The 24,310-nt window shown below is 61.7% G+C and carries 23 protein-coding genes; 5 read left to right on the top strand and 18 right to left on the bottom strand.

What is annotated here, in order from left to right:
- Nucleotides 1-22: 22 nt before the first annotated feature.
- From QRN61_RS14655 to QRN61_RS14640, 4 genes are all read right to left on the bottom strand, one after another.
- A complete protein-coding gene (locus QRN61_RS14655; protein ID WP_183782069.1) occupies nucleotides 23-1,897 on the bottom strand; it encodes an MFS transporter in 1,875 nt (624 codons plus the stop codon).
- 97 nt (nucleotides 1,898-1,994) lie between these two features.
- A complete protein-coding gene (locus QRN61_RS14650) occupies nucleotides 1,995-3,146 on the bottom strand; it encodes a TDT family transporter (protein WP_285374082.1) in 1,152 nt (383 codons plus the stop codon).
- A gap of 105 nt (nucleotides 3,147-3,251) precedes the next feature.
- A complete protein-coding gene (locus QRN61_RS14645) occupies nucleotides 3,252-3,563 on the bottom strand; it encodes a cupin domain-containing protein (RefSeq protein ID WP_097087529.1) in 312 nt (103 codons plus the stop codon).
- Nucleotides 3,564-3,614: 51 nt separating this feature from the next.
- Nucleotides 3,615-4,802: an MFS transporter gene (locus QRN61_RS14640; RefSeq protein WP_285374081.1), complete on the bottom strand. Its 1,188-nt coding sequence runs from the start codon at nucleotides 4,800-4,802 to the stop codon at nucleotides 3,615-3,617.
- 91 nt (nucleotides 4,803-4,893) lie between these two features.
- On the opposite strand from QRN61_RS14640, the gene QRN61_RS14635 reads away from it, so the two are divergent.
- Together QRN61_RS14635 and QRN61_RS14630 are read left to right on the top strand one after the other, a co-directional pair.
- The gene (locus QRN61_RS14635; protein WP_285374080.1) at nucleotides 4,894-5,436 is read left to right on the top strand and encodes a TetR/AcrR family transcriptional regulator; all 543 of its coding nucleotides are present in this window, start codon (nucleotides 4,894-4,896) and stop codon (nucleotides 5,434-5,436) included.
- 246 nt (nucleotides 5,437-5,682) lie between these two features.
- Nucleotides 5,683-9,153: a hybrid sensor histidine kinase/response regulator gene (locus QRN61_RS14630; protein WP_285374079.1), complete on the top strand. Its 3,471-nt coding sequence runs from the start codon at nucleotides 5,683-5,685 to the stop codon at nucleotides 9,151-9,153.
- A gap of 113 nt (nucleotides 9,154-9,266) precedes the next feature.
- On the opposite strand, the gene QRN61_RS14625 is transcribed toward QRN61_RS14630, so the two are convergent.
- Nucleotides 9,267-10,631 carry a DNA recombination protein RmuC gene (locus tag QRN61_RS14625; protein WP_285374085.1) on the bottom strand — a complete coding sequence of 455 codons (1,365 nt, stop codon included), beginning with the start codon at nucleotides 10,629-10,631 and terminating at the stop codon, nucleotides 9,267-9,269.
- Between the two features lie 175 nt (nucleotides 10,632-10,806).
- Entirely contained in the window at nucleotides 10,807-11,130 is a 324-nt protein-coding gene (locus QRN61_RS14620; RefSeq protein ID WP_081730279.1) for an SEL1-like repeat protein, read from the bottom strand.
- A gap of 1,010 nt (nucleotides 11,131-12,140) precedes the next feature.
- Between QRN61_RS14620 and QRN61_RS14615 the strand changes: the two genes are divergently transcribed.
- From QRN61_RS14615 to QRN61_RS14605, 3 genes are all read left to right on the top strand, one after another.
- Entirely contained in the window at nucleotides 12,141-12,365 is a 225-nt protein-coding gene (locus QRN61_RS14615) for a hypothetical protein (RefSeq protein WP_007962908.1), read from the top strand.
- A gap of 274 nt (nucleotides 12,366-12,639) precedes the next feature.
- Complete coding sequence (locus QRN61_RS14610) at nucleotides 12,640-13,122, top strand: hypothetical protein (RefSeq protein ID WP_285374078.1); 483 nt, start codon at nucleotides 12,640-12,642, stop codon at nucleotides 13,120-13,122.
- Between the two features lie 146 nt (nucleotides 13,123-13,268).
- Nucleotides 13,269-14,540 (top strand): OmpP1/FadL family transporter, encoded by a 1,272-nt coding sequence (locus tag QRN61_RS14605; protein WP_027614069.1) that lies wholly within the window; start codon nucleotides 13,269-13,271, stop codon nucleotides 14,538-14,540.
- A gap of 202 nt (nucleotides 14,541-14,742) precedes the next feature.
- Here QRN61_RS14605 and QRN61_RS14600 read toward each other — a convergent pair whose 3' ends face one another.
- The 12 genes from QRN61_RS14600 to bluB all read right to left on the bottom strand — a co-directional run bounded on the left by QRN61_RS14600 (nucleotide 14,743) and on the right by bluB (nucleotide 24,298).
- Nucleotides 14,743-15,300 carry a glutathione peroxidase gene (locus QRN61_RS14600; protein WP_096797413.1) on the bottom strand — a complete coding sequence of 186 codons (558 nt, stop codon included), beginning with the start codon at nucleotides 15,298-15,300 and terminating at the stop codon, nucleotides 14,743-14,745.
- 55 nt (nucleotides 15,301-15,355) lie between these two features.
- Complete coding sequence (locus QRN61_RS14595) at nucleotides 15,356-15,481, bottom strand: hypothetical protein (protein ID WP_256214479.1); 126 nt, start codon at nucleotides 15,479-15,481, stop codon at nucleotides 15,356-15,358.
- The gene (locus QRN61_RS14590; RefSeq protein ID WP_096797412.1) at nucleotides 15,478-16,686 is read right to left on the bottom strand and encodes an MFS transporter; all 1,209 of its coding nucleotides are present in this window, start codon (nucleotides 16,684-16,686) and stop codon (nucleotides 15,478-15,480) included. Before QRN61_RS14590 ends, QRN61_RS14595 begins: the two co-directional genes overlap by 4 nt.
- Before the next feature lie 53 nt (nucleotides 16,687-16,739).
- Complete coding sequence (locus QRN61_RS14585; protein ID WP_007950413.1) at nucleotides 16,740-17,144, bottom strand: MarR family winged helix-turn-helix transcriptional regulator; 405 nt, start codon at nucleotides 17,142-17,144, stop codon at nucleotides 16,740-16,742.
- Between the two features lie 174 nt (nucleotides 17,145-17,318).
- Nucleotides 17,319-18,050: an adenosylcobinamide-GDP ribazoletransferase gene (locus tag QRN61_RS14580; RefSeq protein ID WP_285374077.1), complete on the bottom strand. Its 732-nt coding sequence runs from the start codon at nucleotides 18,048-18,050 to the stop codon at nucleotides 17,319-17,321.
- Between the two features lies 1 nt (nucleotide 18,051).
- Nucleotides 18,052-18,627: an alpha-ribazole phosphatase family protein gene (gene cobC / locus QRN61_RS14575; protein ID WP_115990378.1), complete on the bottom strand. Its 576-nt coding sequence runs from the start codon at nucleotides 18,625-18,627 to the stop codon at nucleotides 18,052-18,054.
- Nucleotides 18,624-19,679 carry a nicotinate-nucleotide--dimethylbenzimidazole phosphoribosyltransferase gene (gene cobT, locus QRN61_RS14570; protein ID WP_285374076.1) on the bottom strand — a complete coding sequence of 352 codons (1,056 nt, stop codon included), beginning with the start codon at nucleotides 19,677-19,679 and terminating at the stop codon, nucleotides 18,624-18,626. Before cobT ends, cobC begins: the two co-directional genes overlap by 4 nt.
- Nucleotides 19,676-20,197 (bottom strand): bifunctional adenosylcobinamide kinase/adenosylcobinamide-phosphate guanylyltransferase, encoded by a 522-nt coding sequence (cobU, locus tag QRN61_RS14565; RefSeq protein WP_285374075.1) that lies wholly within the window; start codon nucleotides 20,195-20,197, stop codon nucleotides 19,676-19,678. The genes cobT and cobU overlap by 4 nt, the downstream gene beginning before the upstream one ends.
- A gap of 112 nt (nucleotides 20,198-20,309) precedes the next feature.
- Nucleotides 20,310-21,761: a cobyric acid synthase gene (locus tag QRN61_RS14560; protein ID WP_285374074.1), complete on the bottom strand. Its 1,452-nt coding sequence runs from the start codon at nucleotides 21,759-21,761 to the stop codon at nucleotides 20,310-20,312.
- Complete coding sequence (gene cobD / locus QRN61_RS14555; RefSeq protein ID WP_285374073.1) at nucleotides 21,758-22,750, bottom strand: threonine-phosphate decarboxylase CobD; 993 nt, start codon at nucleotides 22,748-22,750, stop codon at nucleotides 21,758-21,760. The genes QRN61_RS14560 and cobD overlap by 4 nt, the downstream gene beginning before the upstream one ends.
- Nucleotides 22,743-23,651, bottom strand: a complete 909-nt coding sequence (cbiB, locus tag QRN61_RS14550; protein WP_047600242.1) for an adenosylcobinamide-phosphate synthase CbiB — start codon at nucleotides 23,649-23,651, stop codon at nucleotides 22,743-22,745. The genes cobD and cbiB overlap by 8 nt, the downstream gene beginning before the upstream one ends.
- Nucleotides 23,648-24,298, bottom strand: a complete 651-nt coding sequence (gene bluB, locus QRN61_RS14545; RefSeq protein ID WP_027614059.1) for a 5,6-dimethylbenzimidazole synthase — start codon at nucleotides 24,296-24,298, stop codon at nucleotides 23,648-23,650. Before bluB ends, cbiB begins: the two co-directional genes overlap by 4 nt.
- Between the last annotated feature and the right edge of the window lie 12 nt (nucleotides 24,299-24,310).

The following is a 24,310-nucleotide window of genomic DNA, read 5'->3' as shown; positions in this document are numbered from 1 at the left end:
CGAAGGGGCGCGATCAATATATCTACCTGACAGTCCCGCGCAACGCCCCCACCAACCCCTGCAGTTTCGCCGGCTCCGCCGCGTCCACTGTCACCGCCGAACCCGCCACCAACGTCACCCGCGACCACAACCGCTTGAACAGCCCCTTGTTCGGATCGCGGCTGAAGAAACTCCCCCACAACCCTTGCAACGCCAGCGGAATCACCGGCACCGGCGTCTCTTCGAGAATCCGCGTCAGCCCGCCCTTGAACTCGTTGATCTCGCCATCGGTGGTCAACTTGCCTTCGGGGAAGATGCACACCAGCTCACCGTCCTTCAGATACTGGGCAATCCGGGTGAAGGCCTTTTCGTAGATCTGGATGTCTTCGTTGCGTCCGGCAATCGGAATTGTTCCCGCCGTGCGGAAGATAAAGTTCAGCACCGGCAGGTTATAGATTTTGTAGTACATGACAAAGCGAATCGGCCGACGCACCGCACCGCCGATCAGCAGCGCATCGACGAACGACACGTGGTTGCACACCAGCAGCGCCGCGCCCTCGTCCGGGATCGCCTCGAGGTTGCGGTGCTCGACGCGGTACATGGAATGGCTGAGCAGCCAGATCATGAAACGCATGCTGAACTCGGGGACGATCTTGAAGATGTAGGCGTTGACGCCGATGTTCAACAGCGACACCACCAGGAACAGCTGCGGAATCGACAGTTTGACCACACTCAGCAACACGATCGAAACGATCGCCGAGACCACCATAAACAGAGCGTTGAGAATGTTGTTGGCGGCAATCACCCGCGCCCGCTCGTTCTCGGCGGTGCGCGACTGGATCAACGCGTACAGCGGCACGATATAGAAACCGCCAAAAATGCCGAGGCCGAGAATGTCGACCAGCACCGCCCAGGTATGCGCAAAGCCCAGCACTTCAGTCCAGCTGTGGCCGGTGACGCTCTCGGGGATTCCGCCGGAATGCCACCACAGCAACAGGCCGAACACGGTCAGACCGAACGAACCGAACGGCACCAGTCCGATCTCGACCTTGCGCCCGGAGAGTTTCTCGCAAAGCATCGAACCCAGCGCAATCCCTACCGAGAACACCGTGAGGATCAGCGTGACTACGGTTTCGTCGCCGTGCATCCATTCCTTGGCGTAGGCCGGGATCTGCGTCAGATAAATCGCCCCGACAAACCAGAACCACGAATTGCCGACAATAGAGCGCGACACCGCAGGCGTCTGGCCCAGCCCGAGCTTCAGCGTGGCCCAGGACTGGCTGAAAATATTCCAGTTCAGGCGCATTTCCGGCGATGCGGCGGCAGCGCGCGGAATGCTGCGACTGGCGAGATATCCCAGCACCGCAATCCCGACAATCGCGGTCGAAACCAGCGGCGCGTAGTGCGTCGAGGACATGATGATCCCGGCGCCGATGGTTCCGGCAAGGATCGCCAGAAACGTACCCATCTCCACCAGACCGTTGCCGCCGACCAATTCATCCTCGCGCAACGCCTGCGGCAGGATCGAATACTTGACCGGCCCGAACAGCGCCGAATGCGTGCCCATGGCAAACAGCGCCACCAGCATCAGCGACAGGTGATCGAACAGGAAACCGATCGATCCGACGGCCATGATCGCGATTTCCGCGAGTTTGATCAGACGGATCAGCGCGTCCTTGGCGAATTTTTCCCCGAACTGCCCGGCCAGCGCCGAAAACAGAAAGAACGGCAGGATAAACAGCAGCGCACACAGGTTGACCCAGATCGAACGGTCACCTTCGATGGTCAGCCGATACAGAATGGCGAGGATCAGCGATTGCTTGAACACGTTGTCGTTGAACGCGCCCAGCGACTGCGTGATGAAAAACGGCAGAAAGCGCCGAGTGCGAAGCAGGTTGAACTGTGAGGGGTGACTCATCTTCCGTGTTTCCCTGAGGTCGGTAGAGAATGGCCTGGATCTGCTTATTGGAATCTCGATCGGCGATCCAGGCCACACCTTACCTAAACTTTTCAAGTTATTGCTTCAAACCTGCAATACACGGCGAGACAAACAACTCCCCGCGCCACGCGCCTTGCACGGTGCGTTTACCGACGATCAGCCACATCACCGCCAGCAGGCTCACTAGCATGCAGCCGACCACGCTGAAAAAACCGAGGTTCAGCGTACTGGCGAGCTTGAGGGTCGCCAGCGAATACACGCCCAGCGGGAAGGTGAACCCCCACCAGCCGAGGTTGAACGGGATGCCGTCACGCAGATAACGTGCGGTAATCAGCAGCGCCATCAACATCCACCACAGGCCGAAGCCCCACAGGGTGATCCCGGCGACCAGCCCGAGGCCCGCAGCGATTTCACCGATGCCCGGCAGGCCGTTGGCGGCGAAGATCGCCGGTGCATCAGCGCCCAGCAGCAACATGCCCAACGCACCAGTACCGATCGGGCCGAGGGCCAGCCAGCTTGAGGCGGCCATGTTTTCGTGAGGCAGTTTATGCAGGGCCATGCGCAGCAAGAGGATGGTCAGAATGCTGAACGCCACCGGCAGGGAAAATGCCCAAAGCACGTAGCTGGTGGTCAGCACCACCAGTTGCGCGTGGGCATCAGCCAGATGCGGCGCGAGCAAGCCGCCGCTGGCCGCCGCCACTTCCGCCGCCACCACCGGCAACAGCCAGACCGCCGTCATCTGGTCGATGCTGTGTTCCTGGCGGGTAAACATCATGTAAGGGATCAACACACCGCAGGCCAGCGACATCGCCACGTCGAGCCACCACAGCACTTCGGCCAAATGAATCACGCCTTCGCCCCAGCGTGGCGGGCCGAACAGCAGAAAGCCGTTGATGATGGTCGCCAGGCCCATGGGGATGGTGCCGAAGAACATCGAAACGGTGGAATGGCCGAAGATCCGCCGCGCTTCATCGAAGAAGAGAACCCAGCGCGCGGCATAGGCAAAGGTAAACAGGGTGAACAACAGAATGTTGAACAGCCACAACCCTTCGGCCACCGCGTGCAACCCGGGGATCGCCACCGGCAGTTGCGCCAGGGCCAGGGCCAGCACGCCGGTGCCCATGGTCGCGGCGAACCAGTTCGGGGTGAATTGACGGATCACTTCACGCGGATGCTGAAGCTGGCTGAACGGCTTGATGCAGGGTTTGGCTATGTTGGGGCAAGTCATCATGAACTCCTGTCCTCATTTGAGGTTGAGCCCATGGTAGAACCGAATCGAATATCTATATAACGGGTAATTTCTCTATCTGTTATCTACTTTATAGATAAGCAGTCAAACACTGCCTTCGCTTTCGATCACCAGAATCCGCGCCGCGCCCTGCGGATGCGCCACGTGCTCGGTGCCGACTGAGGCGTAGAAGATATCGCCGACCTCAAGCAGCGCCTGCTTTTCTTCACCCTGTTCGCGATAGCGCATCTGCACCTGACCATCGAGCACCACGAACACTTCCTCACCATCGTTGACGTGCCATTTGTACGGCTGATCAGTCCAGTGCAGGCGCGTGGTGATGCCGTTCATGTTGGCAATGTCCAGCGCACCCCAGGCACGCTCGGCGGTGAACGACTTGCTGCGGATAATCTTCATCTGTCGATCCGTGAAAAGAAGGCCGGCCAAAGGTAACTGAAACCATCACGTTTATGGAGTGCTGCAAGCCTTCACTGCTTGCGGGCGCAGGCTGAGCAACAGCGCGGCGACGGCCAGGACGATCAATCCGGCGCCGTAGCCGTCGGTGGTCGCCAGCAACCCATAGGCTCGGGTCAAATGCCCGGCCAACAAGGCCGGCAGGCAGAACGCCAAATAACTCAGCGCGTAGTACGCCGACATCAAACCGGCCCGCTCATGCGGCAGGGCCAACGGCACCAGGCTGCGCACCGCGCCGAGGAAACCCGAGCCAAAGCCGCAACCGGCGACCAGTGTGCCGAGGAAAAACAGCGCCAGACTGGCGCTGTGCACGCCAAGCAGAATCAGCAGCACGCCGACAGGCAGCAGACTGGCGCCGATTTGCAGGGCTTTGCCGGCGGGACGATTGCGCAAAGTGAAGATCATCAGCGCCCCGGTTACGGTCAACGCCGAAACGGTAGCGCCGCCGATCAGGTTCGAAGTCGAACCGGTAGCAGTGCGCACCAGCGACGGTGCCAGTGAGGCAAAAAAGCCGCCGAGGGCCCAGGTTGCGGTGTTCAGCGGCAGCACACGCCATAAGGTCGAACGCGCCTGAACCGGCACATGCAGGGTCGGCCGCAGTGAAGCCCAAGCCCCGGATTGCGGGGTGACGCTTTCCGGCAGACGCCAGACATACACCGCCTGCAACACAAACAGCGCCAGCAGCAGCCAGTAAGTCAGCTGCAACGGCGCCGGGGCGAACTCGGCCAGCAAGCCGCAGCCCATGCTGCCCAGCGCCATGCCGAGCAACGGTGCGACGCTGTTGATCAACGGCCCTTGCTGGCGGTCGGTGTCGAGCAGCGTCGCGCTCAAAACAGCGGTGGCCATGCCGGTGGCAAAACCCTGCAATACGCGGGCGCTGATCAGCCAGGCAACACTGTCGGCGCTGATAAACAACAACATCGCTAGCGCATTGAGCAGCACGGCAGTGAAAATCACCGGTTTACGTCCCAGGTGATCGGACAGCGATCCGACCGTCAGCAGCGCCGCCAGCAGACTCAGCGCATACACGCCGAAAATCAGGGTCAGCACCGCTGCCGAAAAGTGCAGCTGATCCTGATACAGGTGATACAGCGGCGTCGGCGCCGTGGAAGCGGCGAGAAAACTGAGTAAGGTGATCGCCAGAAAAATCAGGCTGCCACGGTTGGAAGCAAGGCTGGTCATGGGCACACTCCGCAAAAGCTAATTTTTTGCTTTTGCGGAGTGTGCTCCCGGCTTTGGCTTAAAGCAAATTCTTTGTGTTAAGGTCTGGCGCATGGCTATTAAAGAAGGTTTACGCCCCGGTGGCCGCAGTGCCCGGGTGCAAGAGTCGATTCATTCGGCAGTTCGCGCGCTTCTGCAAGAACAGGAGCGCAGCACCGTGACCGTCCCGCAAATCGCGGCGCGCGCCGGGGTCACGCCGTCGACGATCTATCGGCGCTGGGGTGATCTGGCGGCGTTGCTCGCCGACGTCGCCCTCGCCCGCATGCGCCCTGACAGCGAACCGGCGGTGACCGGTGACCTGCGCGGTGATATCCGCGCCTGGGCCGAGCAATATCTGGACGAAATGAGTTCGGAGCCGGGGCGCAACATGATGCGCGACGTGCAGGCCAGCGCCACGCCGGGGTACTGCGTGACGATTCTTGGCGCGCAGTTGCAGACCATCATCGAGCGTCACCCTGACGAGCCGGCGCCGAGCGTTGATCATCTGATCAATCTGGTGGTGGCGCCGGTGGTGTTCCGGATTCTGTTTTCGGCGGCGGCGCTGGAGGTGGATGAGCTGCATCGGTTGATCGATATCGCACTGCGACAGGACTGACGCTATCGCTGGCAAGCCAGCTCCCACAGGGACTGTGATGTTCACAAAATCTGTGCCCACTGAAGATCCTTGTGGGAGCTGGCTTGCCAGCGATGGAGCCTGACCGGTCACCCCAGAACCACCCGGTTTCAAACCTGCGACACCCCGCCACGCCACGACCTTGGTCGACACTGACTAACCGCCATACTCATGCGAGACTGTCCGCCCGGGCAGGACTGCCGGGGAGTCTTTTGTCGGGAGTGTTGCATGTCGCTGTCCACCGGGCTGATCGCCGCCGTCGCCCTGGCCTATATGGCCATCATGTTCGCCATCGCCTTCTACGGCGACCGTCGCAGCACACCGTTGCCGCCGCGGATGCGCGCGTGGGTGTACAGCCTGTCGCTGGCGGTTTATTGCACCAGTTGGACGTTCTTTGGCGCGGTTGGTCAGGCGGCGGAACAGCTGTGGTCATTCCTGCCGATCTACCTCGGACCGATCCTGTTGCTGCTGGGCGCGCCGTGGGTCCTGCAGAAAATGGTGATGATCAGCAAGCAGGAGAACATCACCTCGATTGCCGACTTCATCGCCGCGCGCTACGGCAAATCGCAATCGCTGGCGGTGGTGGTGGCGCTGATCTGTCTGGTCGGCGTCCTGCCCTATATCGCTCTGCAACTCAAAGGCATCGTCCTTGGCGTGAACCTGCTGATCGGCGCCGGGGCCGACGCCATGGGCACCCGCGCCCAGGACACCGCGCTGATCGTGTCGCTGGTACTGGCGCTGTTCACCATCGTCTTCGGTACGCGCAACCTCGATGCCACCGAGCACCACCGCGGCATGGTGCTGGCGATTGCGTTTGAATCGCTGGTCAAGCTGTTCGCCTTTCTTGCCGTTGGCGCGTTCGTGACCTACGGGCTGTACGACGGTTTTGACGACCTGTTCAATCAGGCGATGCTCGCGCCACGCCTCGAGGAATACTGGAAGGAAACGATTAACTGGCCATCGATGGTGGTGCAGACCGGGGTGGCGATGATGGCGATCATCTGCCTGCCACGGCAGTTTCACGTCACGGTGGTGGAGAACATCGACCCGCAGGACCTGCGTCTGGCCAAGTGGGTGTTCCCGGCGTATCTGGCGCTGGCCGCGCTGTTCGTGGTGCCGATCGCCCTCGCCGGGCAGATGATGTTGCCGAGCCACGTGTTGCCCGATTCGTTCGTGATCAGCCTGCCGCTGGCCCAAGCCCATCCGGCCCTGGCGTTGCTGGCGTTCATCGGCGGCGCGTCGGCGGCCACCGGCATGGTGATTGTGGCCAGCGTGGCACTGTCGACCATGGTTTCCAACGACATGCTCTTGCCGTGGTTGCTGCGCCGTAACAACGCCGAGCGCCCGTTCGAAGTGTTCCGCCAGTGGATGCTCTCGGTGCGCCGGGTGAGCATCGTGCTGATTCTGTTGCTGGCCTACGTCAGTTACCGCTTGCTCGGCTCCACCGCAAGCCTCGCAACCATCGGCCAGATCGCCTTCGCCGCCGTCACCCAACTGGCCCCGGCGATGCTCGGCGCGCTGTACTGGAAACAGGCCAACCGCCGCGGGGTGTTCGCCGGTCTGGCCGCCGGTACTTTTCTCTGGTTCTACACGCTGGTCCTGCCGATTGCCGCGCACAGCCTCGGCTGGTCGCTGAGCACTTTCCCGGGCCTGGCGTGGCTGCACAGTAACCCGCTGAACCTGCCGATCACCCCGCTGACCCAAGGCGTGGTGCTGTCGCTGGCGGGCAACTTCACGCTGTTTGCATGGGTCTCGGTGTTGTCGCGCACGCGGGTCTCGGAACACTGGCAGGCCGGGCGCTTCATCGGCCAGGAAATCAGCGCGCGGCCGAGTGCGCGCTCGATGCTCGCGGTGCAGATTGATGATTTGCTGCAACTGGCGGCACGCTTTGTCGGTGAAGAGCGCGCGCGACAGAGCTTCATTCGTTTCGCTTACCGCCAGGGCAAGGGCTTCAACCCGAACCAGAATGCTGACGGCGAATGGATCGCCCATACCGAACGTCTGCTGGCCGGTGTGCTCGGCGCTTCGTCGACGCGGGCGGTGGTAAAAGCCGCGATTGAAGGCCGGGAAATGCAGCTGGAGGACGTCGTCCGGATCGCTGACGAAGCCTCGGAAGTCCTGCAGTTCAACCGCGCTTTGCTACAGGGCGCGATCGAGAACATCACCCAGGGCATCAGCGTGGTCGACCAGTCGCTGAAACTGGTGGCGTGGAACCGCCGCTATCTGGAGCTGTTCAACTACCCCGACGGTTTGATCAGCGTCGGCCGACCGATTGCCGACATCATTCGCTACAACGCCGAACGCGGTTTGTGCGGCCCCGGTGAGGCAGAAGTCCACGTCGCCCGGCGTCTGCACTGGATGCGTCAGGGCCGCGCGCACACGTCCGAACGCCTGTTCCCCAATGGCCGGGTGATCGAGCTGATCGGCAACCCGATGCCCGGTGGCGGCTTCGTCATGAGTTTCACCGACATCACCGCGTTCCGCGAAGCCGAGCAGGCGCTGACCGAGGCCAACGAAGGCTTGGAGCAACGGGTCAGCGAGCGCACGCAAGAGCTGTCACAGCTCAACGTCGCACTGACCGAAGCCAAGGGCCATGCCGAGGCGGCGAACCAGTCGAAAACCCGCTTCCTCGCCGCCGTCAGCCATGACCTGATGCAGCCGCTGAACGCCGCGCGCCTGTTCTCTGCCGCCCTCTCTCATCAAGACGACGGCTTGAGCAGCGAAGCGCAGAAACTGGTGCAACACCTCGACAGTTCGCTGCGTTCGGCAGAAGACCTGATCAGCGACCTGCTGGATATTTCCCGTCTGGAGAACGGCAAGATCAACCCGGATCGCAAGCCGTTTGCGCTCAATGAGCTGTTCGATACGCTCGGCGCCGAATTCAAGGCGCTGGCCCAGGAACAAGGCCTGACTTTCCGCGTGCGCGGCAGCCAGTTGCGCATCGACAGCGACATCAAATTGCTGCGGCGGATTCTGCAGAACTTCCTGACCAACGCTTTCCGCTATGCCAAGGGCCCGGTGCTGCTGGGCGTACGTCGGCGCGATGGCGAGTTGAGCCTGGAAGTGTGGGATCGCGGGCCGGGAATTCCGGAAGACAAACAACAAGTGATTTTCGAGGAGTTCAAGCGCCTCGACAGCCATCAGACCCGCGCCGAAAAAGGTCTTGGGCTGGGCCTGGCGATTGCCGACGGTTTATGTCGCGTGCTCGGCCATACCCTGCGCGTACGTTCGTGGCCGGGGCGCGGCAGCGTGTTCAGTGTCAGTGTGCCGCTGGCCCGGGCGCAATCTCTGCCACAGAAAACTGCGGTGGAGTTGAACGGCAAGCTGCTCAGCGGCGCGCAGGTGCTGTGCATCGACAATGAAGACAGCATTCTGATTGGCATGAACAGCCTGCTGACCCGTTGGGGCTGTCAGGTGTGGACGGCGCGCAATCGCGAAGAATGCGCGGCGTTGCTGAACGAGGGTGTGCGACCGCAACTGGCACTGGTCGACTATCACCTGGACCACGGCGATACCGGGACCGAGCTGATGGCGTGGCTACGCACCACGTTGGGCGAGCCGGTGCCGGGGGTGGTGATCAGCGCCGATGGCCGCCCGGAGACGGTGGCGCAGGTGCATGCGGCAGGGCTGGATTATCTGGCCAAACCGGTGAAACCGGCGGCGTTGCGGGCGTTGTTGAGTCGGTATGTGCCGTTGTAACCGTTCGACTTGAGTGTTGCAGCGCTACCACTGACGCCTTCGCGAGCAAGCCCGCTCCCACCTTTGGAATGCATTTCACTGTGGGAGCGAGCCTGCTCGCGAAGCTCTTCGGGTTATTCCGGGAGCTCGACCAGCCCATCGACATCGGTCATCGCCCGCTCCAGCAGATCCGCCGGCAAACTCTTGCTGGCCCGCGCGCCGAGCAATTTGAGCTGCTCACTGCGGCTGACCAGGTTGCCGCGCCCTTCCGTGAGTTTGTTGCGCGCCGAGCTGTAGGCCTTGTCCAGCTGTTGCAGGCGATTGCCGACTTCGTCCAGATCCTGAATGAACAGCACGAATTTGTCGTACAGCCAGCCGGCACGCTCGGCGATTTCCCGCGCGTTCTGGCTCTGCCGCTCCTGCTTCCACAGGCTGTCGATCACCCGTAACGTCGCCAGCAACGTGGTCGGACTGACGATCACGATGTTGCGGTCGAACGCTTCCTGGAACAACGCCGGCTCGGCCTGCAATGCGGCCGAAAACGCCGCTTCGATCGGCACGAACAGCAAGACGAAATCGAGGCTGTGCAGGCCTTCCAGACGCTTGTAATCCTTGCCGGCGAGGCCCTTGACGTGGCTGCGCAGAGACAGCACGTGCTGCTTGATCGCGATCTGGCCGAGGGTGTCATCTTCGGCGGCAACGTACTGCTGATAGGCAGTGAGGCTGACCTTGGAGTCGACCACCACCTGCTTGTCGCCCGGCAGGTAAATGATCACATCCGGCTGGAAGCGCTCGCCGTCCGGCCCCTTGAGATTGACTTGGGTCTGGTACTCGCGGCCCTTCTCCAGACCCGCGTGTTCCAGCACCCGCTCAAGAATCAGTTCACCCCAGTTGCCTTGGGTCTTCTGGCCTTTGAGGGCGCGGGTCAGGTTGGTCGCTTCGTCGCTCAGGCGCAGATTCAGCGCTTGCAGACGCTCCAGCTCCTTGGCCAGCGAGAAGCGTTCGCGGGCTTCGGCCTGATAGCTTTCTTCCACGCGTTTTTCGAAGGATTGGATGCGTTCTTTCAGCGGATCGAGCAACTGCCCGAGGCGCTGTTGACTGGTCTCGGCAAAACGCTGTTCACGTTCATCGAAGATCTTCCCTGCCAGCTCGGCGAATTGCGCGCGCAGCTCATCGCGCGAGCCTTGCAGGTCGTTGAGGCGTTGTTGATGGCTTTCCTGTTGCTCGCGCAGTTCGGCGTTGAGCGACGCGGCCTGGGCGTCGAGACGCCGCAATTCGGCTTCCTTGTTGGCACGCTCGATGTTCCAGGCGTGGGAAGCGTCACGGGCATCATCACGCTCGATCTGCAGCAGCTCGACTTCGCGGCGCAGGGCCGCCAGCTCCGCCTGTTTGGCGGCATTGGCTTGGCCGAGGTCGACGATTTCATCGCGGCTGGCTTCAAGTTGGGCGTTGAGCCCGTCCTGCGCCAGTTGCGCCATGGCCAGGCGCTCTTCGAACAAGGCGACCTCGGCTTGCCGATCACTGGCCCGCCGTTGCAGTTGCCAGGCCAGCGCCAGCAGCGGCAATCCCGCGCCCGCCAGACCCAGCAACACGCTGGTCAAGTCCATAGCCATAGCCACTCCTGCCGATTCGATAAAGCCTGAAGGTTAACCAAGCCGTGGGGCGTTGGACAGCTCAGTCTTCGAGCAGTCCGAGTTCCCGTTGTGCACGCCGGTCGCCGGCGCGGGCGGCCTGGCGCAGCAGATCCTGCCCGATGCGCCGATCACGGGCATTGCCGCACTCGCGGCACATCAATTGGCCGAGACGACTTTGCGCGGCGACCACGCCTTCGCGCGCCGGTTGCTTGAGCAGACGCCCCGCCAGATGCTTGGCATTACGGCTATCGCCCAGGCGCGGGCTGTCGAGCAGCCATTCGGCCACACGCACGGAAAATCGCTTGGGAGGGGTAACACGAGGGTGTTCGGAGGTAACAGAGTCTGATACTGAGCGAAACTTCATAAAACACTGTGGGACAGATCGGAAGGCGCGCCACTCTACTCTCTTTTTCGTACAGGTAAAGTCGAAAAAAACCCGGCACGCCCGTCCTAGAGCAAGCGCTAGGGACAATCCACAGAAGCTGTGGATAACTCAGTGGACAACCGCTCCCGAACCTCCGCAAAGCCTTGTGGAATGGGGCTCGCAGTCAAACTGACGATTTTTTCACCAACAAAAAAAGACGATATTTTTCATTGACTTAAACTTTTGATACAGGCAGCCATCGGGGTCAGGATTGATATGACAGCAAGGTTACCGTCTGCGCAACTAATGTGCACAAGTACCTGTTACCCGGTTATATCGATGCGCTTTTTTGGCCCTTTTGGCGCCTCGGACTGGGGATAAGCGGGCTGACGATGGACATGGCTGCACGCTTTTGTGGCGACGGATGGTTTCTTCGCGAGCAGGCTCGCTCCTACAATCGGCCCCGTTCTCCTGTGGGAGCGAGCCTGCTCGCGAACGGGCCAGCCCTGTCCCCGGTGATCCGCGCCACCGACCGAAATCTTTTTTTGCCGCCGGGTTTGCATTGCCCAGGACGTTCCGTTACTATCCGCGGCGTTAGTACCAAGCTGAAAGTCAATTCCGGTCGAACACATCCCCACGGTCAACCTTCTTCCCAGAAGCCCTTCACCGAAAAAAGCGGGAACGACCCCTCGATGGTTTCCAGGTAAATCTTGCGCCGACACTGCCTTTGAATGAATGCAAAGGGTGTTGCGAAGACCACTTACTCTGACCGAACCAGCCTGCAAATTGATCAGGATCTTCACCCCGGGCCCAGAACCTTTGCCCTCGATGTGTTGCCTGTCCTCCTAAGTACCTACCTGCCAGCCCAAGCGCGCCAACTTAATAGCGCTTCAAACTGGCTGCTTTGTTCCAGTCGGGTTCTTTGTTCGACCAATGGTGGTCGACATTACTGGAACGTTTTAACGTTGCACGGTTCTTATCCGTGTCATTTGTAGGAACACCTAATAACTATGTCTACTCAAATCCAGACTCAGGATGCCATTCGCACCCTAACCAACGCTTTTGCCCCAATGAACTGCCTGATCATGGCCGCTCGCAAAGGCTGCTTCAGCTTCACCGTGGTCAATGAACACGGGATCGCTCGCCACAGCGAGCGTCTGTACCCAGATCAGTACTCCAGCGCCGAACCGCTGCAGGCCATTATTGATCGTACGCGTCAGGCATTGATTGCCTGAGAGCCGAAAAGGCTGCAAAAGCAAAAGCCCCGCACAAAATGCGGGGTTTTTTATTGCCCGATATTTCGCTTTTAGCCATTCACGCCTAAGCACCTTCGGATATAACGCCTGTGGCTCGCTGCCGGAAATATTTTAAAAACAGGCCTTTACGTCGCGAATATGACACTACACTTCAACTCAAGCGGCTTGATCCGCTTTCGGCGAGCCTGAGTCGATCCACTGCTGCCAAGGCCCTTTCAGGTATCGCCGGCCAATTACAAGATCCGAGGGTTTTATGGGTATCGCTGCCAGCGAACTGTGCCGCTATGTGATCCGTCCCACACTGATCTATCTGGGACGCCACTGCGCAACTGCCGAATCCCTGCTACTGGGCATTGCCGCCAGCCAGTCCGCCCTCGGTTCCGCCCTGCATGACCGCCGTGGCCACGGCCTCTACCGGATTGCCGAGCACCGCCACCAGGCCCTTTGGGATCACTATCTGGCACTCGATCCGGAGCGTGCGAGCCTGGTTCGCGGCCTCGCCAGCCAACATGCCTTTTTGAGCGGCCCGCACCTGGAATTGACCGTCAACCTGCGTTACGCCACCGCCATCGCCTGGCTGCTGGTAGAAGAACAACACACCCCCCTCCCCGCCCCGGACGATCTGCTGGGCATGGCGCGAATCTGGCGTCAGACCTTCCAGCCGCAAGGTCGTCTGCGCGACTTCACCTGCGCCTGGCAAACCTGTGTTTCACCGGTGAATCAGGTCGCGTGTTGACTGGCGAGTTTCAGAAGATCGCTCAACAGGTCGCGAATCTGGTCGGATTGTCCTACAAAACCGCTCTAACTCAAGCCATACGGACTATAGCGCTGGGACGAAAATGTTGGTAATTTTCGCCCCGGTGATCACCAGGAGTTCTAATAATGAAAAAAGTCATGCTCAAAACCACCCTTAGCCTCGCCGTTACCATGGCATCCACCCAGATCTTCGCAGCTGGCTTTGCCATCAACGAACACAGCATCAGCGGGATGGGCACTGGTTACGCTGGGCGATCCTCTTCTGCCGACGACGCAAGCACTGTTTATGGCAACCCTGCCGGCATGTCGCGCCTCACGCGCGAACAAGTCACCGGCGGTGTTGCATTCCTCGATGCCAAGACCGATATCAGCGACGCCAGCTCCAGCCCTAACGGCGGCAGCAACAAAGGCGACATGGTGCCCTTCACCTCTGTACCTATGGGCTTCTACGTCAAACCGATCGACGAGCATTGGGCATTCGGCCTCGGCGTGTACGTGCCGTTCGGTCTGATTACCGACTACGAAAAAGGCTTTGGCGGCCGTTACTTCGGCAGCAAGTCCGAAGTACAAGTCATCACTTTCCAGCCAACTGTCAGCTACAAGTTCAACGACGTGGTGTCGATCGGTTTCGGTCCGACCATCAACCGCATCGACGGCACGCTGGAATCCAACCTGTCGATCACTCAGGCTGCGCCGGACGGCAAGGTCAAGATCAAGGGTGACGACACCGCGCTGGGCTACAACATCGGCGTGCTGGTACAGGCCACCGACACCACTCGTCTGGGTCTGACCTACCACTCGAAAGTCGATTACAAGCTCGAAGGCAACACCAAGGTCAACTACGGCGTATTGGGCGCCGTCGGCCTAAGCGCCCAGCAGAAGTACGACGCTTCGCTGAAGATCACCACCCCTGAATCCGTGGACTTCTCGGTTACTCAGGCGATCAACGATCGCTGGAACGTTTACGCCGGTTCGACCTGGACCCGCTGGAGCCAGTTGAAGAAGATCACCGTTGAAAACTCGGGCGTACAGCCGCTGCTGGCCGGTCAGTTCGGCGAGATTACCGAAGAGCAGAACTGGCACGACTCCTGGGCTTACGCCGTGGGTACTTCGTATCAGTTGAACAAGGAATGGGTACTGCGTACCGGTCTGACCTTCGACCAGTCGCCGACCAACAACGTCGACCGTTCGCCACGCATCCCGACCGGCGACCGCACGATCTTCAGCATCGGTGCCGGCTGGAGCCCGACCGAAGACCTGACCATCGACGTCGCTTACTCGTACCTGAAGGAAGAGTCGGTCAAGATCCACAACCAGAACGATCGTGGCCAGACCTACGATGCCAAGTATGAAAACTCGGCAAACGGTTTCGGTGTTGGCGCAACTTACCGCTTCTGATGCTGCACGGCGAGGCTAACCCCTCGCCCACAGAAAAGCCCCGCTCTCTTTACAGAAAGCGGGGCTTTTTAATACCTGTTCAAACACCCCAGATCAAATGTGGGAGCGGGCTTGCTCGCGAATGCGGTCTGACATCCAGAACAAGTGCTGAATGATCCGCAGCCCTCGCGAGCAAGCCCGCTCCCACAAAAAGCGTGTGTTATCAATTGAGAGGTTTTGAGGCGATAGCCTTTTCAACCGCCGCAATAAACTCCGGATCATCGGGTTTGGTCAGACTGGAGAAATTCGCGATCACCTTGCCCTGACGATCAATCACGTACTTGTAGAAATTCCACTTCGGCGCACTGCTCTGTTCGGCCAGCACCTTGAACAGGTGAGTAGCATCGTCGCCACGGACCTTCTGCGGTTCGGTCATGGTGAACGTCACGCCGTAGTTGGCGTAGCAGACCTTGGCGGTTTCGGCGCTGTCCTTGGACTCCTGCTTGAAGTCATTGGACGGCACGCCGAGCATTTCCAGGCCTTGCGCCTTGTAATGCTGATTGAGCGCTTCGAGGCCCTCGAACTGCGGGGCGAAGCCGCAGAAACTGGCGGTATTGACCACCACCAGCGGCTTGCCGGCGTAGCGCTGGCACAGATCGACGGATTCCTTGGCGCGCAACTTGGGCAACGAACCTTGCAGCGCCTCCGGACAGTCAGCGGCCTGGGCCAGTCCGGTCAACGCCATCAGCAACGCGGGTACAGCACACCAGCGCATGAGCATGTCGGGGCATCCTTTGAGCAGTCATCAGACTCCCGACGTTACTCGCCATCCAAGCCTACAAGCAAGCGCCCAGGCCCAACTGCATTAACGCCAGGCCGCCCTGATGCCAGCCCCACCACACCAGCGCCAGCAACAGCGCGCCGAGTGCGGTGAAGGCGATTTGAGGCCAGGAGCGTTTCATACGGCGCCGACAGCCGGCTGCAGACGTGCCACAGGACGCTCGCGTACCGGCCAGTTCAGCGCGGCCGCCAGCAGGCTCAAAAGAATCGCCACTTGCCAGATCAAGTCATAACTCCCGGTACGGTCATACACCACCCCACCCAGCCAGCCGCCCAGGAACGAACCGAGCTGATGAAAGAGGAACACGATACCGCCGAGCATGGACAGGTTACGCACGCCAAACAAGGTCGCCACCGTGCCGTTGGTCAATGGCACCGTCGACAGCCAGAGGAAGCCCATGGCCATGCCGAACAGGTACGCCGAGGTCGTCGTCACCGGCAGCCACAGGAACAGCACGATCACCACCGCGCGCAGCAGGTACAAAGCGGTCAGCAGACGCGGCTTGGACATGCGCCCGCCGAGCCAGCCGGCGGTGTAAGTGCCGAAGATATTGAACAGCCCGATCAGCGCCAGCACCGTGGTCCCAACCGTGGCCGGCAGATGCTGATCAACCAGATAGGCCGGCAGATGCACACCGATGAACACCACCTGAAAGCCGCAGACGAAAAAGCCGAAAGCCAACAGCCAAAACCCTGAGTGCGAACAGGCTTCGCGCAGCGCTTCGGACAAGCTCTGCTCATGACCGAGTACCGGCAGCGGCTTGTCCTTGAGCATGCTCACCAACGGCACAATCATCGCCACCAGCAAACCGAGTACCAACAGCGCCGCCGACCAGCCGAGCCAGCCGATCAACCCCAGCGTGCCCGGCAACATCGCAAACTGGCCAAATGAGCCGGCGGCACTGGCGATGCCCATGCCCATGCTGCGTTTTTCCGGCGGCACCGCACGACCGACCACGCCGAGAATCACCGAGAACGACGTACCGGACAGACCGATACCGATCAACAGACCGGCACTCAGCGACAGGGTCAGTGCCGAATCGGACAGCCCCATGCACACCAGGCCCGCGGCATAAAGCACGCCGCCGACCAGCACCACTTTCGCCGCCCCGAAACGGTCAGCCAGCGCGCCAGTGAACGGCTGCGCCAGACCCCAGATCAGGTTCTGCAAGGCGATCGCGAAGGCAAACACTTCGCGCCCCCAGCCGAACTGCGCACTCATCGGCGACAGGAACAGACCGAAGCCGTGCCGCACGCCCAATGACAACGCCAGAATCAGCGCACTTCCCAGCAACACCCAACCGCACGTACGCCACATCGATGTCATTGTTATTCTCCGTTCGCGGGTATATACCCGCTTAAATCCGGAAAAACCGGCCCTCAGGCCAGTTCATCCAACAGTCGCAGCAAGGTTTCACGCTTCTCGGCGCCCAGGCGATCGATCAATCGCTGTTGCGCCGCTTCCCAGGCCGGCAGCGCCGCCGCGAGGCGTTGTGCACCGGTTTCGGTGAGACGGACGATGCGGTTACGCATGTCCTCGCCCTCGGCCAGCGCCACCAGGCCCTCGCCTTCGAGCACCCGCAGGTTGCGCCCCAGGGTGCTGCGATCCAGACCCATGGCTTCGGCCAGTTCCGAGATGCTCGGTTGATCCAGACGCTGCAGGTTGCACAGCAAAGAATACTGGGCAACGTTGATCCCGAAGCCGTCGAGAGCGCCGTCGTAATGCCTGCTGACGCCACGAGCGGCGCGACGCAGGTTGGTGCACAAACACTGAGAAGGAAGCATGATGCGTGTATATACCCGCGACTGTGTTAAATCAAGTTACACATGAGTTTTACCACTACATTTGTAGCGCCTGACAGGCCGCTTTCGCGAGCAGGCTCGCTCCCACAGGGGAATGCATTCCAAATGTGGGAGCGAGCCTGCTCGCGAAGAGGCCGGCGGTGTCTTGGCAATATGTCAGACCAACACCACCCCAACCAACACCACCATCTCCAGCAATTCCAGCAACGCCCCCGCCGTATCGCCCGTAGTCCCGCCCAGCCGCCGCATCATCACCCGCCGCAGCCAGACAAACCCGACCAACGCGACAACCAGCGCAACAATCGCTTTCACCCCGGCAATCAGCAAACACGCCAGCGCACTCGCCCCGAGCACCCACCAACCAGCTCTACGCGGCAAATGATCAGCCAACGCCTGCCCCAACCCACCCGCGCGCACATACGGTGTGGTCAGAAACAGTCCCAGCAGCGCCGCACGCCCCAACAACGGCACGATGATCAACATCACCGCATCCCCCTGCTCGATCAGCGCCAGCAACGCGCAGAACTTCAGCAGCAACACCAACACCAGCGTCACCACGGCAATCGGCCCGCTGCGCGGATCCTTCATGATCGTCAGCGTGCGCTCGCGATCACCGAAACCACCGAGCCAGGCATCGGCGCTGTCGGCCAGTCCGTCGAGGTGCAGCGCGCCGCTGAGCAGCACCCACACCGTCAGCAACAGCGCCGCATGCAGCAACAACGGCGCGCCGGCCAACGCCAGGTTGAATGCCCAGAGAATCCCCCCGAACAGGAACCCCACCAGCGGATAAAACAACAGCGAACGCCCGAGCTGTTGCGGCTCAGGCATACCCGGCAGACGAATCGGCAAACTGCTGAGAAATTGCAGGGCGATCCACAGTGGCAGCATCTCAGTGACCTTCCTTGAGCACGCCATCGGCTTCGACGCTGAGCGCGAACAGCGCAGCATGCGCGACTTCGACATTGAGCAACTGCTCACGCGGCAAACCTCGCGCCTGCGCCAGCAACAGACGCATCACGCCGCCATGACTGATCAACAAAACGCGTTCACCGGCATAGGCCTGATGCAAACGCGCAACCGCACCGAGCACCCGATCGGCAAAATCCCTGACCGGCTCACCCTGCGGCGGCGTGAACGAATACGGATCGGCCCAGAACAGCCCCAGCGCTTCGGCATCAGTCTCCATCAACGCCGCTGCGCTCTGGCCCTCCCAGACACCGAAGTGCAGTTCCTGCAGATCCGTTTCCAACTGCACCGGCAGATTCAGTTGCTCGCCCAACTCTGCAGCGAACCGCTCGCAACGCTGCAGCGGCGAACTGATCAGCCGGTCCCACGGCCCGCCCGCGACCACGGCGGCACGCATCTGCGCCCAACCTTTTTCGGTGAGCGCATCATCGAGACTGCCGCGCAAACCGCCGCCCAGTTCAGTCTCACCGTGGCGCAGCAGGTCCAGACGCAACGTCATGCCGGACGATCCGCCACCGCGGCTTCGGCGAACGTCGCCATCTGCCCGTGCAGGTCGCAGGCCAGACGCAACAGCGGCACAGCCAACGCCGCCCCACTGCCCTCGCCCAGACGCAAGCCAAGCTCCAGCAGCGGTTCAGCGTTGAGGGTTTCCAGCACGTGGCGATGGCCCGGCTCGGCGCCACGGTGGCCGAACAGCAGCCACTCGCGGCAGGCCGGATTCAGCCGCACCGCCACCAGCGCAGCGACCGTGCAGATAAAGCCGTCGACCAGCACCGCGACGCCTTCCTGCGCACACGCCAGATACGCGCCGACCAGTGCGGCGATTTCAAAACCGCCGAGGTTGAACAGGGTTTGCAGCGCATCGCCACGTTGCGCCGCGTGCAACGCCAGTGCGCGCTCAATCACTTGCGCTTTATGGCTGACGCCTTCGGCATTCAACCCGGTACCGGGACCGGTCAGGTGCACCACCGGACAGTCGAGCAAAGCACAGGCCAGCGCACTGGCGGCGGTGGTGTTGCCGATGCCCATTTCGCCGACGATGAACAACTGAGCGCCAGCGGCTTTGGCCCGCAGCACGCTGTCGCGACCGGCCTGCAAGGCGAGTTCGCCCTGCGCCCGGGTCATCGCCGCGCCTTTGGCGAAATTCGCTGTGCCCGGGCCGATGTTCAGATGACGCACACCCGGCAGATTCAACGTCGGTGTCACGGTGCCCAGATCGACCACTTCCAGACGCGCATCGAGCTGCCGCGCCAGCACGCTGATTGCCGCACCGCCGCTGACGAAGTTGAGCAACATCTGCCCGGTGACTTCCTGCGGGAACGCGGAAACGCCTTCCGCGACCACCCCGTGATCACCGGCAAAAATCGCGATCCACACCTGCTCCAGCGTCGGCTTGATCTGCCCCTGCAACCCGGCCAGTTGCACCGCCACGCTTTCGAGACGACCGAGGGAGCCGGCCGGTTTGGTCAGTTGCTGTTGGCGCGCCGCCGCCTGTTCAACGATCTCGGCATTCACGGATTGGCACGGGTTCAACCACCACGCTTGAGTCATAACGCAGTTCCTTTCAGGGTCAGGGGCAGGCCGGCGACCGTCAGGACGACTCGCTGACAACGCTCGGCCAGAGCTTGATGCAGCCAACCGGCTTCATCGACGTAGCGGCGAGTCAATTCGCCCAGCGGCACGACACCCATTCCGGTCTCGTTGCTGACAAAAATGATTTCTCCCGGCAATGACGCCAGGCAGTCCAGCAGGGCGTCGCGCTCGGCGGCGAGACGCGCGGCGTCATCGAGCATCAGCAGGTTGGTCAGCCACAGGGTCAGGCAGTCGACCAGCAGGCAACGCTCGGCACTGGCGTTCTCGCGCAGGACGCGGGCCAGTTCCAGCGGCTCTTCGATCAGCGCCCATTCGGCCGGACGCCGGGCGCGGTGATGGGCGACGCGTTCGTTCATCTCACCGTCCAGCGGCTGGCTGGTGGCGATGTAAGTGACCGCCAGTTGGCTGTCGCTGGCGAGTTTTTCCGCCAGGCGACTTTTGCCGGAGCGGGCGCCGCCGAGGATCAGTTGGAGCATGGTTCATTCCTTCAAATTAGCGGTGTACCGACTTCAGTCATCGCGAGCAGGCTCACTCCTACAGGAGATCGCATTCCCCTGTAGGAGTGAGCCTGCTCGCGATGAATCCACCTCAAATCCCGCAGAGCTGACGCAACAATTCAGTATCCAGATGCTGCTCCACCAGATCCGCCAGCCGCTCGATATCGCGCTCGCGCAAGCCGTGGTAATCCACCTCCTGCACTTCGCTCAACCCGGCCCAGCGCAGCAACGCGGCACTGGCTTGCGGTGATTCGAACAAGCCATGCAGATAAGTGCCGAACACCTGCCCGTCCAGACTCTGCGCGCCGTCGCAACGACCGTCATCCAGATGCACCGCCGCGTTCTCCAGCGCCGGCCCTACCGTCACGCCGGCATGGATTTCATAACCACTGACCTCAGCGTTTTCCAGCGCCAGATGCCCACGGACATTGCGCAACTGCTTCTCGGCTTCCAGCGTGGTTTCGAACGCCAGCAAACCCAGGCCGGCACTGGAACCCGGTGCGCCTTCGAGGCCCAGCGGATCGTGCACTTGCTCGCCGAGCATTTGCAGACCGCCGCAGATCCCCAGCAACTTGCCGCCATAGCGCAAGTGCCGATTAATCGCCGCGTCCCAGCCGTTGGCGCGCAGATACGCCAGATCGCTGCGCACGCTTTTCGAGCCGGGCAGGATGATCAGGTCGGCAGCAGGAATCGCCTGCCCCGGGCCGATGAATTGCAGATCGACCTGCGGATGCAAACGCAGCGGATCGAAGTCCGTGTGGTTGCTGATGCGCGGCAGCACCGGCACCACCACTTTCAGCACTTGCTCAGCCTTGTCGGTCTGGCGCTGGTCGATGCCGTCCTCGGCCTCCAGATGCAGGTCCATCACGTACGGCAGCACGCCGACCACCGGTTTGCCGGTGCGCTGTTCCAGCCAGTCGAGGCCCGGTTGGAGCAAGGCGATGTCACCGCGAAAACGATTGATGATGAAACCTTTGACCCGCGCCTGTTCGCTCGGCGACAGCAACTCCAGCGTGCCGACCAGATGCGCGAAAACGCCGCCGCGATTGATGTCGGCGATCAGCAGCACCGGGCAATCCACCGCTTCGGCAAAGCCCATGTTGGCGATGTCCCCGGCACGCAGATTGATCTCGGCCGGCGAGCCAGCGCCTTCGACCATCACCAGCGGATACGCCGCGCTGAGCCGCTCGTGCGACGCGAGCACCGCTTGCATGGCGATGGCTTTGTAGTCGTGATACGCCACCGCGCTCATGCTGGTGACCGCGCGGCCATGGATGATTACCTGCGCGCCGGTGTCGCTGTTGGGCTTGAGCAACACCGGGTTCATGTCGGTGTGCGGTTCGAGATGCGCGGCTTGCGCCTGCACCGCTTGCGCCCGGCCGATCTCGCCGCCGTCGGCGGTCACCGCGCTGTTGAGCGCCATGTTCTGCGGTTTGAACGGCACCACCGCCACGCCCTGACGGGTCGCCCAGCGGCACAGCGCCGTCACCAGCGTGCTTTTACCGGCGTCGGACGTGGTGCCCTGAACCATCAAGGTTGTCATTGGGTTTCCTTGGCGAAAGCTTGCAGCGCTTGTTCGAGACGCGCTTCTTCAGCGGCGTTGGCAGGCAGGCCGAAACGCAGGCTGCTGTTGTGGGTGAAGATGCGCAGGAGGATGCCGCGTCGGGCCATGAACTCGTGCAGCGCAGGCGCGTGCTCGGTGATCAGCCACTGAAACAACGCGCAACCGCCCTGAGGTTTGAAGCCATAGCGCTCCAGCAACAACGCGAGGCGCTCACTGGCTTCATCGCTGTGAATGCGTTGCCGGGTGTGCGCTTCGGTGTCTTGCAGACAGGCCTGACCGAGCACCCGCGTCGGCCCGCTGACCGCCCAGGGTCCGACCTGTTCCGCGAGCAATCTGAGCAACTTGCGCTCGGCCAGCACAAAGCCCAGACGCACCCCGGCCAGACCGAAAAACTTGCCGAAGGAACGCAGCACAATCAAACCGATCTGGTGGGTATGCGGCGCCAGACTCAGCTGCGGTGTGTTATCCATGAACGCTTCATCGACCACCAGCCAGCCGCCACGCTGGGCCAGCCGAGCGTGCCAGTCGAGCAGTCGCGCCGGGGTCAGGCTCAGGCCGGTGGGGTTGTTCGGATTGACCACCACCAGCACGTCGAGGCTGTCGAGGAAGAATTCGACTTCCTGCTCCAGCACTTCGCGCACGATGTAACCGCTGCGGCGCCAGGCTTCGGCGTGCTCGGCATAACACGGCGACAATACGCCGACCTTGCCGGCGCGACGCAAACGCGGCAGCAACTGGATCGCCATTTGCGAACCGGCCACCGGCAGCACCTGCGAGGCACCGTAATAATCGCACGCGGCCTGCTCCAGGCCGTCGTCGGTTTCCGGCAAGCGTGCCCAGGCGCGCAACGGAATTTCCGGCACCGTAAACGGCCACGGCGCGAGGCCGCTGGACAAGTCGAGCCAGTCAGCCTCGGCAATCCCGTAATCGAGTGCAGCCTTGCGCAGCCGGCCACCGTGCTCAAGCATAGAATTCAGCTCCCACGCAGAGAATCAGCAGCCATAACCATACCCCGCGCTGGACCAATTGCCAGCCGCGATCAATCGAATCGGCATCCGCCGGCGGACCTTCACCCAGTTGCGGACGCTCATGCAGTTCTCCGTGATAGATCGCCGGGCCGCCCAGTTCGACATTCAATGCACCGGCACCGGCCGCCATCACCGGACCGGCATTCGGGCTGTCCCATTGCGGGCCCTGGCTGCGCCAGCATTTCCAGGCGAGCCGAGTGTTGCCCAGCAGCGCGTAGGTCAGCGCCACCAGCCGGGCCGGAATGTAGTTGAGCACGTCGTCGATTTTTGCCGCGCACCAGCCGAAGCGTTCGAAGCGTTCGTTGCGATAGCCCCACATAGCGTCGAGCGTATTGCTCAGGCGATAGAGCACCACGCCCGGCGCGCCGGCCACGACAAACCAGAACAGCGCGGCGAACACCGCGTCACTGCCGTTCTCCAGTACCGACTCAGTGGCCGCGCGCGCAACGGCGGTGCTGTCCAGTTCGCTGGTCTGGCGGCTGACCAGATAGCCGACGCGTTTGCGCGCCTCTTCCAGATCATCGGCGCGCAAGGCGGCGGCTACCGGCGCGACATGCTCACCGAGGCTGCGCATGCCGAGGGCGCAATACAGCGCCAGAATCTCGACGATCCAGCCCACGTACGGTGCCCAGGAAAACGCGGTGGCGAGCAAGGTCAGCGGCAGTACGGCGATCACCCACGCGGTGACCCCGTGACTGCGCCAGCCGCGCCCGCCCGCATTGAAACGGCGCTCGATGCGCCCGGCAAAATTGCCGAACGCCACCAGCGGATGCCAGCGTTTCGGTTCACCCAGCAGCGCATCCAGCGCGACCGCGGCGACACTCAACAACGCCACACTCATTGACTCACTCCCCAATAATTTTCGTACAGCAACTCATTGAGCGGCCGCGCCTGCGCCCACCCTTCGAGTACCAGCATCGGCGCCGGATAGAATTCCTTGACCGGCCCCAGACACAACACCGCCAACGGCTTGGCCCCGGCCGGCAACTGCAGCAGATCGGCCAGTGCCTGCGGTTCGAACAGCGACACCCAGCCCATGCCCAGCCCCTCGGCTCGGGACGCCAGCCACAGATTCTGAATCGCGCAGGACAGCGAGGCCATGTCCATTTCCGGCAGCGTACGACGGCCGAAAATATGTTTTTCGCGATCGTCCATCAGCGCCGCGACCAGGACTTCGGCGCAGTCGTTGATGCCTTCGACCTTGAGCTTCATGAACTCGTCACTGCGCTCGCCGAGGGCTTCGGCGGTGCGGATGCGTTCTTCTTCGACAAGGTTCTGGATCTGCCCGCGCAAGGCGCGATCGCTGATGCGGATGAAACGCCATGGCTGCATCAGACCGACGCTGGGCGCCTGATGCGCGGCTTCGAGTAGACGGCGCAGCAGCTCCGGTTCGACCGTGCCGCCGGTGAAGTGGCGCATGTCGCGGCGTTCGGCGATGGCTCGGTAGACGGCTTGGCGCTCGGCTTCGGAGAATGTGTTGTCGGTCATGGACTCTTCGCG

It is taken from the genome of Pseudomonas sp. lyk4-TYG-107 (assembly GCF_030209055.1).
Taxonomy (GTDB): Bacteria; Pseudomonadota; Gammaproteobacteria; order Pseudomonadales; family Pseudomonadaceae; genus Aquipseudomonas; species Aquipseudomonas putida_A.
The sequence above is the reverse complement of the archived record's forward strand: the minus strand, read 5'-3'. Positions and strand labels throughout refer to the sequence as shown.

Coding starts and splice junctions, on each gene's coding strand:
- QRN61_RS14595 (WP_256214479.1), bottom strand. CDS start 15,481: ATGAAACGCTCCTGGCCTCAAATCGCCTTCACCGCACTCGGCGCGCTG.
- QRN61_RS14620 (WP_081730279.1), bottom strand. CDS start 11,130: ATGAAGTTTCGCTCAGTATCAGACTCTGTTACCTCCGAACACCCTCGT.
- QRN61_RS14655 (WP_183782069.1), bottom strand. CDS start 1,897: ATGAGTCACCCCTCACAGTTCAACCTGCTTCGCACTCGGCGCTTTCTG.
- QRN61_RS14610 (WP_285374078.1), top strand. CDS start 12,640: ATGGGTATCGCTGCCAGCGAACTGTGCCGCTATGTGATCCGTCCCACA.
- QRN61_RS14600 (WP_096797413.1), bottom strand. CDS start 15,300: ATGCTCATGCGCTGGTGTGCTGTACCCGCGTTGCTGATGGCGTTGACC.
- cobC (WP_115990378.1), bottom strand. CDS start 18,627: ATGACGTTGCGTCTGGACCTGCTGCGCCACGGTGAGACTGAACTGGGC.
- QRN61_RS14585 (WP_007950413.1), bottom strand. CDS start 17,144: ATGCTTCCTTCTCAGTGTTTGTGCACCAACCTGCGTCGCGCCGCTCGT.
- cobD (WP_285374073.1), bottom strand. CDS start 22,750: ATGCTTGAGCACGGTGGCCGGCTGCGCAAGGCTGCACTCGATTACGGG.
- cbiB (WP_047600242.1), bottom strand. CDS start 23,651: ATGAGTGTGGCGTTGTTGAGTGTCGCCGCGGTCGCGCTGGATGCGCTG.
- QRN61_RS14640 (WP_285374081.1), bottom strand. CDS start 4,802: ATGACCAGCCTTGCTTCCAACCGTGGCAGCCTGATTTTTCTGGCGATC.
- QRN61_RS14580 (WP_285374077.1), bottom strand. CDS start 18,050: ATGCTGCCACTGTGGATCGCCCTGCAATTTCTCAGCAGTTTGCCGATT.
- bluB (WP_027614059.1), bottom strand. CDS start 24,298: ATGACCGACAACACATTCTCCGAAGCCGAGCGCCAAGCCGTCTACCGA.
- QRN61_RS14615 (WP_007962908.1), top strand. CDS start 12,141: ATGTCTACTCAAATCCAGACTCAGGATGCCATTCGCACCCTAACCAAC.
- cobU (WP_285374075.1), bottom strand. CDS start 20,197: ATGCTCCAACTGATCCTCGGCGGCGCCCGCTCCGGCAAAAGTCGCCTG.
- QRN61_RS14650 (WP_285374082.1), bottom strand. CDS start 3,146: ATGACTTGCCCCAACATAGCCAAACCCTGCATCAAGCCGTTCAGCCAG.
- QRN61_RS14605 (WP_027614069.1), top strand. CDS start 13,269: ATGAAAAAAGTCATGCTCAAAACCACCCTTAGCCTCGCCGTTACCATG.
- QRN61_RS14645 (WP_097087529.1), bottom strand. CDS start 3,563: ATGAAGATTATCCGCAGCAAGTCGTTCACCGCCGAGCGTGCCTGGGGT.
- QRN61_RS14630 (WP_285374079.1), top strand. CDS start 5,683: ATGTCGCTGTCCACCGGGCTGATCGCCGCCGTCGCCCTGGCCTATATG.
- QRN61_RS14590 (WP_096797412.1), bottom strand. CDS start 16,686: ATGACATCGATGTGGCGTACGTGCGGTTGGGTGTTGCTGGGAAGTGCG.
- cobT (WP_285374076.1), bottom strand. CDS start 19,679: ATGACTCAAGCGTGGTGGTTGAACCCGTGCCAATCCGTGAATGCCGAG.
- QRN61_RS14560 (WP_285374074.1), bottom strand. CDS start 21,761: ATGACAACCTTGATGGTTCAGGGCACCACGTCCGACGCCGGTAAAAGC.
- QRN61_RS14635 (WP_285374080.1), top strand. CDS start 4,894: ATGGCTATTAAAGAAGGTTTACGCCCCGGTGGCCGCAGTGCCCGGGTG.